Here is a 16,930-nt window from a genome sequence, read left to right as displayed (position 1 = left end):
TTTAAATTAGATCTACCTTTTTATAAATGTTGTGTTTTCGATCGGGTCCAATCGAAATTAAACTGATATCAGCACCCACAGATTTTTCGATAAACGCTAAATAACGCTTTGCATTGTTTGGCAAATCAGCATAAGTTGTCATTTTACTAATATCCTCATCTCAACCATCAAACTCTTCGTACACAATTTCAATTTTTTTATCTTCTAAATAAAATGGTGGAATGGTTTCAAATGTTTGGTTGTCAATAATATATTTTACAGCTACCTTAATTTTTTTCATTCCTGTTAAAATGTCTAATTTAGTAATGACTAAGTCAGTTACACCATTAACCATAACGGCGTGTTTTAACATCACTAAATCTAGTCAACCACAATCACGCTTCCGACCTGTTGTAGCTCCATACTCATGACCTTTTTCTTGTAAGTATAGACCGATTTCATCATTTAAATGAGTAGGAAAAACTCCTGAGCCAACTCGGGTTGTATAGGCTTTGAAAACGCCAAAAACTTTATTTAATTTATAAGGCGGAATTCCCACTCCTATACATACACCGCCAGCTGAAGGAGATGATGATGTTACAAAGGGATATGTTCCATAGTCTATATCTAGCATCAAAGCTTGCGCTCCTTCGAAAAGAACTTTTTTTTGGTGATCAATTTCTTGATTAATTAATTGTGTACCATTCACTAATCGGTGACTGATTTTTTGACCTAGATCATAATACTGATTCACTAATTTTTCCACATCAATCAATTCATAATTAAAGTTTTTCAAATTAGGGTTTTTAAGGATTGCATTAGTTGTGATTTTTTTTCTTAGTATATTTTTATCAATTAAGTCAACAGCGCGAATCCCTACACGGTTGTATTTGTCAATATAACATGGTCCAATCCCCCTAAGTGTTGTTCCAATTTTTTGATGATGTAAAAGTTCTTCATTTAGTTTATCTAGTTGTAAATGATAGGGCATAATAATGTGTGCACGCATATCAATTAACAAATGGTCTGTTGACATGCCACGCGCTTCCAAAGCTGTTATTTCTGATAATAAAACGTTAGGGTCAATCACAACACCAGATCCGATTAAGCATTTTGCACTAGACGCTAAAATACCAGATGGAAGTAGGTGTAAAATAAATTTTTGCCCATTAACTACCACCGTATGACCTGCATTATTACCACCTTGATAACGCACTACATAATCAACTTGTTCGGCTAACACATCAATAATTTTCCCCTTGCCCTCATCACCGAATTGTAGCCCAACAACAACATAAGTTTGATAATTATTTTTCACTTTTAACCACCCTAGCTATATATGGCAGAGCTCGATGCATTTGAGCGTAATCAATGCCATATCCCACTACAAATTCATCAGGAATCTGAAAACCAATATATTGAACATCAACATGGCTAATTCGACATTCTGGTTTGTCTAGCAATGTTGCAATTGTTAAGCTCTTCGGTTCCCTTGATCATAATATTTTAGAAATTTTATCTAAAGTAAAGCCCGTATCAATGATATCCTCAACAATGATGACATTTTTGTTTTTAATATTTTCATCTAAATCTTTTAGAATCTTGATTTCTCCGCTCGTTTGCATTTCATGGCCGTAGCTAGACACACTCATGAAATCAATAGTAATGTGTTCATTTTTAATGTGTCTTGCCAGATCTGCCAAAAACATTACAGAACCCCTTAATAGACCAACCAAGACAATTTCCATATCATGGTAATCACGGTTAATTGAGTCCGCAATTTTTTGTACAGCTGTTTGAATTTCTGCTGCTGAAATTATTTCTTGAATTTTATATTTAAACATCTAATTTGCTCACCCTTCATATGAAAATTATATTATAGATAAAAAAAATATTTTTGCATTTGTTAAAATATATATGTTTTATTTATGATAAAAAAGGAGTTGAAATTATGATTAAAACAAAAGAAGTGATTAATGTTTTGAATAAACATTATAACGTCAATTTTAAATTAGGTTTGGAATACGCTCAATTAGCTTATTTAGTTGATTCAAAGTTTAAAATGCCACATGCGGGAGAGTTTTTAAAAAACTTAAGCGTTGATAAAACTGGTATTCATAAAGATAAGATGTTAGCTTATTTTATAAATGCAGATATCCCTTTAGCATCAGATATTAGTTTTAAAGCTAACGATGCTGAATATAAAACAGTTCTTGATGTTTTCCAAGCAGTTTTAAAAAATGAAGAGGCAGTTCGAGTTGAATTGCAAGAAGCTGCTGGTGTAGCATTAAAAGCTAACGACTATGAATCTTTTGAATTTTTACAATGATTTATTAAAGACGGCGTTAAGGATTCAAGTGAAGTTGCTGCTGTTATCGATATTATCGAAAATTGTGCGGACAACAACTCTTTAGCTGATCATTTAATTCATGAACTAGACGAAGAATAGAATTATCGTTTCGAATTTAAAAAGAGGGTGAAAACCTTCTTTTTTTTACCCTTAAATTATATTTGTCGCCTTAGATTGTTTATAGATCGATTCTCTCCTTTCTGATTTTTTGCCAAACTAAAGATTCCTACTTGTATAATTAAAATAAACAGAGGAGGAAATATGAAATACTTAGTTGCTAATTTTAAAATGAATACAAGCAAGGCTTTGTTGATGGATTATCTAGAAAGAATTCACTACCCCGAATCACTACACGCTGATGTTAGTTTAATTTTGGGTGTAAGTGATTTTTATCTAGCACTATACCAAGCTGAATTTAACCAAAAAAACATTCAATTATTTGCTCAAAATATATCAGAGCACCAAAGCGGCGCTTTCACAGGTCAAAACAGCGTAGCTCAATTAAAGGACTTAGACATTCCTGGTGTGATTATCGGACATAGTGAACAACGTTCTTTTATGAACCAAGAAAGTGTCGATCTACGTGTTAAACAATCATTGAAAGCTGGATTAAAAGTTATTTTGTGTGTTGGTGAGAATGAGGATGTTTACAATCAAAAAGAAAGTTTAGTCTATGTTATTAACCAAATTAAAGAAACAGTTAATTTTGCTAATTATAAGAATTTAATGATTGCTTATGAGCCAATCTTTGCTATTGGTGGAACACATACTGCTACAAACCAACACATTGACTACATGTTAAAAGGAATTAAAGGTTATTTTTATAATTGTACTAATTTCAATATTCCTGTTTTTTATGGCGGAAGTGTTAACGCTCAGAATGCACAAGGCATCTTAACTAACAAAGTTGTTGATGGTTTGCTAATTGGTGGTGCCAGTTTAGATGTACAAAAAACGAACGAAATCTTAAATTATTTAAAGGTCAATAAAAATGAAGAATAAACGTAAAAAAATTGCTTTAGTAATATTGGATGGTTATGGTTTAACTAACCCATCACCTACCAATGCCATTTCACAAGCTAAACCATCTTTTCTGAATTCCTTAATGAATAAATACCCTTTTTTACAATTACACGCTTCCGGGGAACCTGTTGGTTTGAAGCACGATCAATTTGGCAACTCTGAGCACGGTCATATGTCAATTGGTGCGGGTCGTTTAATTTATACTGATAACATGTATATTAATCAAAAAATTAAACAACCTAATTTTCGGCACGATTTACTAGATGCTATTCAAGGGGTGCGTGTGCATTTAGTTGGGATCTATTCACACGGTCAAGTGCATGGAAATCATGAACATATTCTATTTTTGATTCGTTATTTAATTCAACAAAACAAACATGTGGTTTTACACTTAATTATTGATGGTCGTGATACAAAACCGATGGTTTTTAAAAATCATTACCAAGAACTGAATGAACTTATACAAAAACATAAAGTAAGCATTAAGTCAATCAGTGGTCGTTACTTCGCTATGGATCGTGATCAGCGTTGAGATCGTGTCCAAAAGGCTTATGATGCTATGTTTATTAAACAAAAACAAACAGATTTAAAATCCTTCATAATTAACCATGAATCTCAGGGTATTAGCGATGAATTTGTTGATCCTATTAGTCTTGGCGATGAAATATTACAACCCAATGAAACCATTATAATAACTAATTACAGAGCTGATCGTATCCTCCAATTAATTCATTTATTAAAACCACAAAAACAATTTCTATATCAAAACCCTCGACAAATCCAAGATATCAATATTTTCAGTCTTACTCACTTAAAACAAACAGATTTACCATATCTTTTTGCTCAGCCGTCTTTAAAAAATATTTTGGATGATGTTTTGAAACAACATAAAATCCAGCAAGCCAGAATAGCAGAAACTGAAAAATATGCGCATGTAACTTATTTCTTTGATGGTCAAACAAAACGAGCACATCCGTATAAACATTTTTTTCACATTCCCTCACCTCAAGTTCAAAATTATCTAGAAACACCTGGTATGAGCGCGGAATTGTTAACACAAACCGTTAAGAAAGAGTATTCTAATTATGATTTTTTTGTAATTAATTACGCTAATGCTGATTTGTTAGGTCACACTGGCGATCTTTTAACAACAGTTAAAAGTATTCAGATTTTAGATAAAACTTTGGCTGATTTATATAACTTTTTTGTTGAAACCAAAAAACAAACAATGATAATCACAGCAGATCATGGCAATGCTGAAGTTATGTATGAAGACAATTGTATTTGCAAAAGCCACACAACAAATCCGGTTCCCTTTATTATTACCGATTCAAATATTAAACTAAAGAATTCCGATTTTACTATCGCTCACATTGCAGCTACTATCCTTGATTATTGAAATATGACTATTCCACAGGAAATGCTACCATCAATGATTGACAAACTTGAATAATATTGTCCGAGAAAGGTATATATTGTTATTAGTATTGAAAAATATACCAAAAAATGATAAAATAAAGAATTAGAAACACCGGTGAATATATGAATAAATGAATTAAACATTATCAGGTCTCAATTTTTCTCTTTATCACACTTTCGTTGCTAACTTTTTGTTATTTTTTTGTGGCTAGTATTTCAAGACCAAATGGCCTTGATTTTTTGGCACATCAGGAACAAATTAAACATCACGCTACATTTATGTACGATTATCAAATAGCTTTAACTAATTTTGATTTTCAACACAATACACGTTTTGAGTATAGTCTTATTTTAAGTGATAATGGAATCAGTATGATCTTTGTTTTATTTCTTTTCCATGCTTCGTTCTTTTATTTTCTAGGATTAAGCATTAAATTAAAATTAATTCGCCAAACATTGGTTTTTATAATTTTAATTAACGCTTTTTATCTCGTAATAATTTATTTATTTGTAGTTAGTTCTGTACAACCAAAAATAGGCACTCTTTTAAATCAAGTCTATTACGACTATCAACGAACTATAGTTAATCATTTAAATTTAACAGCTAGTCAAAAAATACAATTATTTAGTGGCTTGATACAACACTATAATTTACCGATCATTAATGATTCAACTAGTATGTTAAAACAAATCAACGATACAACCATTAACCCTTCTATCTTTTTCTATAATGGTTCATATAATTTTAGCAACGATTATTATGCAAATGGATTAATTTATTTCACATACACAATTAGTACTATTTTCTTTGTTATTATGGTTGTTTTTTATTTAATCCAAACTATTCAATTCATTAATCTTTTACCAATCAAGGAAAAACCGGTAAAACCACACAAATATAATCCCAATAAATTAAATATAGATCGTTCTAAAAAAAATAAAAAACAAATGATTACTGTGCCGGATGCAGATCTAGAACGCATCTTTCAAGAATTAGATTTATAAGCAGGTCAAAATGTACATTAAAAATATCTTAGCCTACCAGATCCTTGATTCACGAGGTTACCCAACCATCGCAGTGCGTTTTCAGTTGTCAGATAACTCATACGTTTACGCCAAAGTTCCATCGGGAGCTTCAACAGGGAGTAAGGAAGCTTTAGAATTACGTGATAATAATCCTAATTATTATGCAAATAAATCCGTCCTTAAAGCTATTAATAATATTAATCATCATCTCGCTCCGTTATTAATTAATCAAAAGTTAGCAAATTTTTATGAACTTGATAAATTACTTATTCAAAGTGATGATATTCAAAAAAATAAATATGGTGCCAATGCTATCTTAGCCTTAAGTACCGCTTTAGTGAAAGCAGTCGCACACGCTTATCAAAAACCTGTTTATCAATTTATTAAAGAAGATTTAATGAACAATCAAGACCCGCATTATTATGCACCTATTCCTATGATGAATTTCATTAACGGTGGTGCCCACGCTGATAATGATTTAAGTATTCAAGAGTTTATGATCATGCCTGTTGGAGCACAAAATTTTCCGCATGCTATCCAAGTTGGTGCTGAAATTTTTTATCAATTACACAATCTTTTAAAAGAAAATAGATTGCACACAAGCAAAGGTGATGAAGGTGGATTCGCTCCTCAATTATCCACTGACAAGCAAGCTTTGGAATTAATTATTCAAGCTATCAAGCAAGCTAATTATCAATTAGTTGAAAAATTTCATTTTCAAAAATCTTTATATCATCAGGGCGTTGGTTTAGCGCTGGATGTTGCAGCCTCCGAATTTTATTGTTCACAGACCAAGCAGTATAAACTACGCATTGGTAAGAAGGACCATATGTTAAATACAGAGGAATTAACTGAACATTTGGTTGGCCTAGTTAAATCCTATCCTATTATATCTATCGAAGATCCGTTTGATGAAAACGATTGATTCGGTTTTATTAATTTAACAAAACAACAAATTGCACAGGTTGTGGGTGATGATATATATACAACAAACATGAAGTATTTGCAATCAGGAATTAATAAACGGGCTAGCCATGCTATTTTAATTAAACCAAACCAAATTGGTAGCATTAGTGAAACACTTGAAACTATCCAATTAGCCCAAAAAAATGGCATGCGCATTATTATTTCCCACCGATCTGGCGAAACTGAAGATGATTTCATTGCAGATTTAGCCATTGGTGTTGGTGCAGAAATGATTAAAACAGGGTCTTTATCCCGTAGTGAACGTGTTGCTAAATATAATCGTATTCTTGAAATTCAAGCCGAGTTGCAAGAACAATTAGTTTATACCCCTCATAAATCGCAAAAAACTAAGGAAAAGGAGATTATTTATGTTTTTAAAAACTAGAATTATTGCTACAGTCGGACCAGCTATTGTTGGTTCTATTAACAATCCACACCGATACAACGATGAGCAATTTGCTAATGAACGCCGGGTTGCTGAACAAAAAATTACTGATTTAATTCTACGCGGAGTTAATATTTTTCGTTTAAATTTATCACATAATACTATTGACAACCATTTATTCATTACTAATTGAATTCGCGAAATTGCTGAGCGTTTGAAAATTAGTGTGCAGTTTATTTTTGATACAAAAGGTCCAGAGATCCGTGTTGGCCAAATGTGTAATAACGTTTTTATTAAGGCTAATGAAATATTATCTATTTACACCAAAAAACAAATCGTAGGGGATGATAAAGGTTTCTCTGTATCTGATGTAACAAACACATATAGTATGGCTGATGATGTTAAAGTTGGTTCTCAAATTTTAGTCGATGATGGTAAATTAGTGTTTGAAGCTGTCGAAGTGGATAAAGAAGCAGGAATCATCAAAGTTAAATCTTTTAATAGTTTTGAGTTAAAAACAAACAAACGTATCAATCTCCCTAATACTAAATATTCCATTCCATTTCTTTCTGATAAAGACAAATATGATATTAAAAAAGCTATAGAAAATAAGATTGATTTCTTAGCTTTATCATTCATCGCCAATTCAACTCAATTGCAACAAGTTTATGATTATATTAACTCGTTGAATATGAACACATCAATTCGGCTAATTGCTAAAATCGAAAACCAAGAAGCTATTGATAATATTAATAGTTTAATTGCTGAATTTGACGTTATTATGATTGCGCGCGGAGATTTGGGATTAGAAATTAATTATGCACGCATCCCTTTTTATCAAGAAAAAATTATTCGCTTATGTCATTTAGCTAAAAAACCAGTTATTGTTGCCACGCAAATGCTAGACTCATTAGAAAAGAATATTTTACCAACAAGAGCGGAAGTAAACGATGTTTATCACGCAGTTAAAGCACGCGCTAATGCAGTCATGCTATCAGGTGAAACAGCAGCTGGAATTGATCCAGTGAACGCAGTGAATGTGTTAAATAAAATTATTTTTGAAACAGAAAAAACCTTCTTTAATTCAAAAATCATCCAAAAGGATATTTGCCATTTAGAAATTGAGCGAAAATTAAAAAAAGATGTTCTAGAATTTAGTTTGCAAAAATCAAAAAAACCGAAATATCTTTTAGTTAATACATCTCAAACAGAAGCACGTACAATCCAAGATATCGCACAACACGAATTTGGATTTACCACGATTTTTAACATTACTGAACGCATTAAGAATAACTTGATTTTACGTGATGTTAACCTAATTTTTAATAAAAACCCAATAAAAACTAAAAAAGAATTAGCTGAAATCTTGCAAGAGAGCGAAGATGCGTTCGAATTGCTTATCATAAATATTTAATAATTTATCATATTATATTATATTTATAGTATAATTTAAAAGTATATTGTCTATTTAACGTTTTTGTTATATAGACTTTTTCATTTTACACAAGAGGTTAGAATATGAATCAAAATTATCGTGAAAAACAAATCACTAGAAAAACTGTCCGTCGAGACTATTCAAAAACGAAATTAGACTTCGAAGGGCCGAACTTACTGCAGGTCCAAGTAAATTCTTTTGCACGTTTTATGGAAAAAGATTTACGAGAGGTCGTAGCAAATATCTTTCCCCTTAATTCGCCACAAGGTCGATATACATTAAAGTTTGTTGATTTAAAGGTTACAGATCCAATTAAATCAGAATCTGCTTGTCGAAACGAAGGCAAAACATATGAAACGCCAGTTTATATTGATTTACAATTAGTTGACAACGTAACTGGAGAAGTTAAAAAAGTTCAGAAAACGAAAAAACGCGATGAAGAAGGCATTTACCTTGGTGCTATTCCAAAAATGACTGAACAAGGGACATTCATTATTAATGGTATCGAAAAATTTGTAATTTCTCAAATTGTTCGTTCACCAGGTATTTATGTATTAAGCAAATCATCAATTAAATTAAACGGTTCTCGTAAACGTTTATTTGAAGGTCGAATTTGCGAAATTTTCCCTTCTAAAGGTACTTTAATGCTTGGATTCTTACCAAAAGATAAAGAGTTTGTCCAAATTGTTGCTCGTGATTCTTCAGGTGATAATGCTGTAACTTTTTCTATTACAACAATTTTGAAAGCTTTCGGTTTAACAACGAAAGAAATTTTAAATATTTATGGTAACGAAAAAGAAATTGTCGAATCATTAGCTAACGAAAAATACAATGATAAAGAAGTTTTTGAAAGCAATATTGCCGATGAAACCATTAGCAAAATGATGGGCGAAATCAACGAATTCCTTGATAGAAATGATCATAAGTCAACAGAAGAATTACGTTCTGAATTAATCAATTCAAATACAGCTTTAATTGGAAAGTTAAAAGTTTTGGTTTTTGATTACCTTGTAGTTTCTAACAAAATTGATGATTTATTACACGATAACAATAACGAAGAAACATCAACTTTTAAAAAAGACAATAAAAAACTTTACGAAGAAAAAGCGGCTTTAGTTGATGAAATTATTTCAGAAAAAGCAGCTAAGGATATTGTAGAATCTCTTGCTATTAATATTAAAAATACAGAGTATTTGAGAACTCTTGTTGATAATCGTCAAATTTCATATCAATTAGCTTTACAACATCATTTCTTCAACAAACGTTTATATGACATTTCATCAGCAGGACGTTATAAATTCGAGAAGAAATTATTATTAACTGATCGTTTATTCATGCGTGTTATTGCCGAAGATATCTTAACTAAAGACAATATTGTTTTAGTTCCAAAAAACACATTGATTACTAAGGAACATATTGAATTAATTAAAGAAGCTTCAAAAACAAATAATTTAAAATGATCTAAAAAAATTGCTCTATTGCCAAGTGCACATGAATCTTCATTAAAACAATATTTAGATTACGAATCAGTTGACGTTTATAAAGATAATGATAAACGAACTGAGACAACACGAATTATTGGTGTGGGAACTAACAACGATTTAGAAACACTTACAATCTCTGATTTAATTGCTGTTGGTAGTTATATTTACAATTTAAACTATGATATTGGTGATTTTGATGAAGTGGATCACTTAGGTAATAAGCGATTAAAATTAATTCATGAATTATTGCGTGCACGTGTTGCGACAAGTATGAGTCGTATTGAAAAATTCATCAGTGAAAAATTAGCAATTTCTGATGGTTCAAATGCTAATATCGCTAACTATACAGATAATGCCAATTTGGACGAAGATGAAAAAAATGAACTAGAAGAAGAAAAGAAACGTGCAGTTACTGTTAAGTCAATTGTTAATACAAAGCAATTTCAAACATTAATCAAAGATTTCTTTAACTCTCACCAACTAATTCAATTTATTGATCAACAAAACCCATTGGCTGAATTAACAAACAAACGTCGTATTTCTGCAATGGGACCCGGAGGGATTAGTCGGGAAGACCCTAACTTAGATATTCGTGACGTTCACCACTCACATTATTCTCGTATTTGTCCAATCGAAACTCCAGAAGGGATGAATATCGGGTTGATTATGTCATTGGCTTCATTAGCTAAGGTTGATGAAAACGGTTTCATTGTTGCTCCATATTTTAAAGTTAATAACGGTGTGGTAACTCAAGAACACGTTTATTTAACAGCTCATGAAGATGATAACTTTATCATTTCTGAATCAGCAGTTAATTTAGATGAAAATTACCGAATTACAAATGACCAAGTAGTTTGTCGATACCGTGGTTCTACAGGTTTGTTCAAGCCTGAACAAGTAGATTATATAGATATCGTCCCTCGACAAGTAGTCTCTATCGCTGCTTCTGCTATCCCTTTCATCGAAAATGATGACGGTGCTCGTGCTTTAATGGGTTCAAACATGCAACGTCAATCAGTACCTTTAATTAAACCTTATGCGCCAATAGTTGGTACAGGGACAGAATATAAAATTGCGCACGATTCAGGTATGGCTGTTATTTCAAAAACAAGCGGAACAATTAGCTATGTTGATGCGCAAAAAATTGTGGTTACAGATGAAAATGAAACAGACCACACATACGAATTAATCAAATATCGTAAATCAAACCAAGATACATGTAATAACCAAACTCCTATTGTTTCTTTAAACCAAAAAGTATCAGCCAACGAAACTATTGCCGATGGTCCAGCGATGCAAAATGGTGAGTTAGCTTTAGGTCGTAACGTTCTTGTTGGTTATACAACTTGATCTGGTTATAATTTCGAAGATGCTATCATCATTTCTGAACGTCTAGTTTCAATGGATGTCTTTACTTCTATCCATATTGATGAATTAACATTGCAATGTGTTAAAACCAAAAACGGGGACGAAGAGATTACACGTGATATGCCAAACGTTTCAGATCATGCTAAGCGTTTTTTAGACAAAGATGGAATTGTTTTTGTTGGAGCTGAAGTTCACGAGGGTGATGTTTTAGTAGGAAAAACAACACCACGTGGAAACATTGATGTCAATCCCGAGGATAAATTATTGCAAACAATTTTTGGCGATAAATCAAAGAGTGTCAAGGATTCATCTATGAAAGTTAAACATGGTCAAGAAGGGATCGTTGCAGCTGTTAAACGTATCAAAGCTACAGAGGCAAATAATAACGAATTACCTGACGATGTTTTAGAAATTGTTAAGATTTATATTGTTCAAAAACGTAAAATCCAAGTTGGGGATAAAATGGCTGGGCGTCACGGAAACAAGGGGATTGTTTCCAAAGTCGTTCCTATCCAAGATATGCCTTTCTTGGCCGATGGAACTCCGTTAGATATTATGTTAAACCCTTTAGGGGTACCTTCACGGATGAATATTGGGCAAATTCTAGAATTGCATTTAGGTTATGCAGCTAGTGAAATTGGAAAGAAAGAATTAATTAATATTCCATTCAACAACCAAGGATATGAAAAATATGTTTCGCTATTTGGTTTAACAGATATTGTAGCCGAACGTTTATATGGTAAAATGAGAGACTTTATTGAAAATAAAAAGATTACTGATCCAAAACAAATCGATGTTTTAGATCAACTAATCATTTTAAACAGTCTTGGACTATCTTTTGATGATGTAGCTATTAAGGTTGCCACACCAGTTTTTGATGGTGTAAAAACAGATGATTTAGTAGCCATTATGAACGAGGCTGAAATAGATATTAAAGAGAAAAAAGGTAAACAAGTGTTGTATGATGGACGAACAGGTGATGCCTTTGATGGGTTAATCTCAATCGGTCATACATACATGTTAAAACTAGACCACATGGTTGATGATAAAATTCACTCACGTTCAGTTGGACCTTACTCTAAGATTACACAACAGCCATTAGGTGGTAAATCACAAAATGGTGGTCAAAGATTTGGGGAAATGGAAGTTTGGGCATTGGAAGCTTATGGGGCAGCTTATAACTTACTAGAAATCCTAACCATCAAATCTGACGATGTACAAGGACGAAACCAAGCATATAATGCAATTATTAAAAACCGGGATATTACTTCAAGTGGTATGCCTGAATCATTCAACTTATTGACAAAACAAATTCAAGGGTTGGCATTATGCATGTCAGTGGAGACGGACGAAGGCGAAATCGACATTAATGAATATACATTAAATGACTATAAACGCAAAGAAGAAGAATTAGATCGTTTAGATGAAGAAGAACATCTACAAGAAACTCGTCAATTTATTATTAAAAATAATTTTGATGAAAACCGTTTTGACGATGAAGACGATTTAGATTTATTAGAAGATAACTTTTAAAATCAAAGGAGATTAAATTATGAAACGTAAAAGTATTAAATCACTAAAATTAGGGATTGCTTCTCCTGAACAAATTTTAAAGTGATCATATGGTGAAGTAACTAAACCAGAAACGATTAACTATAAATCATTAAAACCTGAACCAGATGGTTTGTTTGATGAAAAAATATTTGGTCCAAGCAAGGATTATGAGTGTTATTGTGGGAAATATCGTAAAGTAAAACACAAAGGAAAAACATGTGAACGTTGTGGTGTTGAAATTACCGAAGCAATCGTCCGTCGTGAACGTATGGGACACATTGAATTAGCTAGTCCTGTGGCTCATATTTGATTTACTAAGGAATTGCCATCACCTTCAAAAATTTCATTGTTGTTAGATATTACATACAAAGAAGTGGATCAAGTAGTTTATTTTGTTAACTATATTGTTCTAGATGAAGGGCATCGTGATAACTCATGACAAGATTTAACAGTCTTCAAGAAAAAAGAAGTCTTAGATTTAACATCTGCTAAAAATTCCATTACTTCACGTAATAAATTGCGTCGTATACTACGTAATATCCAAGAACGAATTGCGGCTGAAGCAGATAACAAAGATGATTTAAAAGAAAATTATGAATACCGTTTGGCAGTAACTTATGATTTGATTTTAAAAGATTCAAATGCACCTTTCTCAATTAAAGAAATTATGAATTTCATCAAAGATCAAACAGGCATCCGTTTTGGAATCGGAGCTGAGGCTATTCGTGAATTATTAGCTAATCTTGACTTAGAAAAAGAACATGCAGAAATCAAAAAAGAAATTCAAGCTTCTGCAAATGCTAATGATCAAAAAACGCGTCGTTTATTGCGTCGTTTAGAATGTGTTCGATGAATTAAAGATTCGGGGTCTAAACCTGAGTGAATGATTTTAACTCGTATTCCAATTACTCCTAGTGAAGCGCGTCCTATTATTTCTTTAGATGGTGGACGTTTCACAACAAGTGACATCAATACATTCTATAGAAAAATCATTATTCGTAACGAACGTTTAAAAACTTTAATCGGTACGGATGCACCAGATATTTTATTAGATAATGAAAAACGTTTATTACAAGAAGCTGTGGATTCATTATTTGATAACAATTCGCGTAAAAAACCAGTAGTTGGTAAGGATAAACGCCCATTAAAATCATTGTCAAACCATTTAAAAGGGAAACAAGGTTTATTCCGTCAAAATTTATTAGGGAAGCGTGTTGACTACTCTGGTCGTAGTGTAATTGTAGTTGGCCCAGAATTAAAAATGTATGAAGTAGGGATTCCTGCTTTAATGATTTTAAAATTATTTAGACCCTTCATTATTTCAGAATTAATCCGTAAGAAAGATGAGGATGGTTTTGATATCCAACCTATTTGTGCCAACATTAAAATTGCTGAACAAAAAATTCTTGAGCAAGATGCTATCATTTGACCTGTTGTTGAAAAAGTCATCAAGCAACGTCCTGTTATTTTAAACCGCGCACCAACATTACACCGTCTAGGAATTCAAGCTTTTGAAGTTAAAATGGTTGACGGTAAAGCCATTCGTTTACACCCGTTAGTAACTACAGCATTTAATGCCGACTTCGATGGGGACCAAATGGCTGTACATATTCCATTAAGTAAAGAAGCTGTGGCTGAAGCGCGTTCAATCCTTTTAGCTAGTTGACATATTTTAGGACCTAAAGATGGTAAGCCAATTATTACACCAACCCAAGATATGGTATTAGGAATTTACTATCTTACAAAAGAAAAAATCAATCCTGAAATTCAAACTTTATTAAAAAATAATCCCGATAACGAAAACATTCGAAATTACTTACGAATTTTTGCTTCTCAAGATGAAGCTATTCGAGCTTATGAAGTGGGTAATGTTAACATCCATCAAACAATCGGAATTAGTACTCGTGCTTTTAAAGCTAAGCACTTTGAAAAAAATGGTATTTTAATTACAACAGTTGGAAAAATTATTTTCAACCAAGCTTTCCCAATTGATTTCCCATATATTAATAGTGTTAATAATTTATACGATAAAAATGCTCACGAAATTGTCGGCAATGGCGAAAGTTTTAATGACTTCTTTGCTGGTTATAAAATTTATGAACCATTAACAAAGAAGACGTTATCATCTGTTATTGATCGTTTATACAAAAAATATGAACTAGAATTTGTGCCACAAACAATGGATAAAATTAAAGCACTTGGTTTTAAATATTCAATGATTTCAGCTACAAGTATTTCTGCTTTCGATATCCCATCATATGATAAAAAATATGAATACTTTAAAGAAACAGATCACCAAGTAGCGAAATTAAAAGAATTCTATTTAGATGGGAAACTAACTGATGATGAACGTTATACACAAGTTGTGGCAATCTGATCTCAAACAAAAGACAAAGTTACCAAGGATATCGAAGAATTAATTAAATCTGAAGAATACGCTGAAAATCCAATTGTAATTATGGCTAAATCGGGTGCTAGAGGGAATACTTCTAACTTCACCCAATTAGCAGGGATGCGGGGATTAATGTCGAAATCATATAACTATGATCAAAAACATAAATCAAATGTTATTCGTGATACTATTGAAATCCCAATTAAACACTCATTTATTGAAGGTTTATCAGTTTCTGAATACTTTAACTCTTCATTCGGTGCTCGTAAAGGGATGACCGATACCGCTATGAAAACCGCTAAATCAGGTTATATGACAAGAAAATTAGTTGACTCAACTCAATCTGTAGTTATTCATGAATTAGACTGCAACACTCGTAATGGAATCCTTGTTCGTGAAATTCGAAATACAAAAGAAAACGTCACTATTGAACCACTATCAGATAGAATTGTTGGACGTTATGCTATTAGCAACGTTTATTATCCAAATACACGTGATCTTATCGTTGGTAAAGATCAATTAATCACTCTTGAGAAAGCTAAAGAAATTGAACAAGCAGATATCAAGGAAATTGAAGTTCGTTCACCCCTACACTGTTTGAGTGAATCAGGTTTATGCCAAAAATGTTTCGGTATAGATTTATCAACTAACAAGTTAATCGAAAAAGGGACGGCTATCGGGGTTATTGCGGCTCAATCGATCGGTGAACCAGGTACTCAATTAACCATGCGTACATTCCATACCGGTGGAGTTGCGGGTGATAGTAATATTACTCAAGGTTTTGAACGAATCAAACAGTTGTTTGATTGTATTCAACCACAAGAAAACGAAAAGGCTTTAATTTCAGAAGTTAAGGGAAGAGTTGTTCGTCTTGATAAAGATCAGGCTACAGGAACTTACGAAATCGAAATTGCCTATAATGACGATGATAGTGTTATTTATACAACAAAACCATCACCAATTCTACGTATTAAATTAAATGACGAAGTGACTTTAGGGCAAAAATTAGCAGATGGTTCAATCGATGTTAACGAGTTATTAAAAACTTCAGGAATTGAAAATGTGCGTCACTACATTATTAAAGAAGTTCAAAAAGTTTATCGTCTACAAGGGATTGAAATTTCTGATAAATATATTGAGGTAATTATTGCTCAATTAACAAACAAATTAACAATTACCAACCCTGGTGATTCTGGTTTATTCGTTGGTGAAACAGTTACTATCAACCACTTTAACAAAATTGCTCAGCAAATGTTACAAGCTGACAAAACTCCGCCAGTTGCAATTAACCAAGTCTTTGGTTTAGATCATGCGCCAGCTAAGTTGGGTTCATTCCTTTCTGCAGCTTCGTTCCAAGATACAAAGAAAACATTAACTGATGCGGCTGCTCGTTCGCAACGCGACTATTTATTAGGATTAAAAGAAAATGTTATATTAGGAAATTTAATCCCTGCAGGTACGGGTTTAAAAGATCCGAGTGAAGTGATTGCTTTTGGTGAAGAAATGTACGCCAAAGAATACTAAATACATAACAAATTGTGTACACAAT

The 16,930-nt window shown here is 32.4% G+C and carries 10 protein-coding genes; 8 read left to right on the top strand and 2 right to left on the bottom strand.

All coding sequences use genetic code 4. The annotated features are described in order from the left end of the window. Position 1 precedes the first annotated feature (1 nt). Both OF365_RS00455 and hpt read right to left on the bottom strand, forming a co-directional pair. Positions 2 to 1,297: an adenylosuccinate synthase gene (locus tag OF365_RS00455; protein ID WP_263817663.1), complete on the bottom strand. Its 1,296-nt coding sequence runs from the start codon at positions 1,295 to 1,297 to the stop codon at positions 2 to 4. Then, a complete protein-coding gene (hpt, locus tag OF365_RS00450) occupies positions 1,287 to 1,823 on the bottom strand; it encodes a hypoxanthine phosphoribosyltransferase (RefSeq protein WP_263817662.1) in 537 nt (178 codons plus the stop codon). Before hpt ends, OF365_RS00455 begins: the two co-directional genes overlap by 11 nt. A gap of 107 nt (positions 1,824 to 1,930) precedes the next feature. Between hpt and OF365_RS00445 the strand changes: the two genes are divergently transcribed. The 8 genes from OF365_RS00445 (at position 1,931) to rpoC (ending at position 16,905) form a co-directional block, all read left to right on the top strand. Then, positions 1,931 to 2,428, top strand: a complete 498-nt coding sequence (locus tag OF365_RS00445) for a ferritin-like domain-containing protein (RefSeq protein WP_263817661.1) — start codon at positions 1,931 to 1,933, stop codon at positions 2,426 to 2,428. 162 nt (positions 2,429 to 2,590) lie between these two features. Continuing rightward, positions 2,591 to 3,331, top strand: coding sequence for a triose-phosphate isomerase (gene tpiA, locus OF365_RS00440; protein ID WP_263817660.1), 741 nt, complete (start codon positions 2,591 to 2,593; stop codon positions 3,329 to 3,331). Continuing rightward, on the top strand, positions 3,321 to 4,805 hold the full coding sequence (gpmI, locus tag OF365_RS00435) for a 2,3-bisphosphoglycerate-independent phosphoglycerate mutase (RefSeq protein ID WP_263817659.1): 1,485 nt from the start codon (positions 3,321 to 3,323) through the stop codon (positions 4,803 to 4,805). The genes tpiA and gpmI overlap by 11 nt, the downstream gene beginning before the upstream one ends. Before the next feature lie 89 nt (positions 4,806 to 4,894). Then, the gene (locus tag OF365_RS00430) at positions 4,895 to 5,776 is read left to right on the top strand and encodes a hypothetical protein (protein ID WP_263817658.1); all 882 of its coding nucleotides are present in this window, start codon (positions 4,895 to 4,897) and stop codon (positions 5,774 to 5,776) included. A 10-nt stretch (positions 5,777 to 5,786) separates the two neighbouring features. After that, a complete protein-coding gene (gene eno, locus OF365_RS00425; protein WP_263817657.1) occupies positions 5,787 to 7,148 on the top strand; it encodes a phosphopyruvate hydratase in 1,362 nt (453 codons plus the stop codon). Continuing rightward, entirely contained in the window at positions 7,132 to 8,562 is a 1,431-nt protein-coding gene (gene pyk / locus OF365_RS00420; RefSeq protein WP_263817656.1) for a pyruvate kinase, read from the top strand. The genes eno and pyk overlap by 17 nt, the downstream gene beginning before the upstream one ends. 104 nt (positions 8,563 to 8,666) lie before the next feature. Then, entirely contained in the window at positions 8,667 to 12,968 is a 4,302-nt protein-coding gene (rpoB, locus tag OF365_RS00415) for a DNA-directed RNA polymerase subunit beta (RefSeq protein WP_263817655.1), read from the top strand. Positions 12,969 to 12,987: 19 nt separating this feature from the next. Next, positions 12,988 to 16,905 carry a DNA-directed RNA polymerase subunit beta' gene (gene rpoC, locus OF365_RS00410; RefSeq protein ID WP_263817654.1) on the top strand — a complete coding sequence of 1,306 codons (3,918 nt, stop codon included), beginning with the start codon at positions 12,988 to 12,990 and terminating at the stop codon, positions 16,903 to 16,905. The last annotated feature ends 25 nt before the right edge of the window (positions 16,906 to 16,930 follow it).

The sequence above is a fragment of the Ureaplasma zalophigenitalium genome, assembly GCF_025780055.1.
Lineage (GTDB): Bacteria > Bacillota_I > Bacilli_A > Mycoplasmatales > Mycoplasmoidaceae > Ureaplasma > Ureaplasma zalophigenitalium.
The sequence above is the reverse complement of the archived record's forward strand: the minus strand, read 5'-3'. Positions and strand labels throughout refer to the sequence as shown.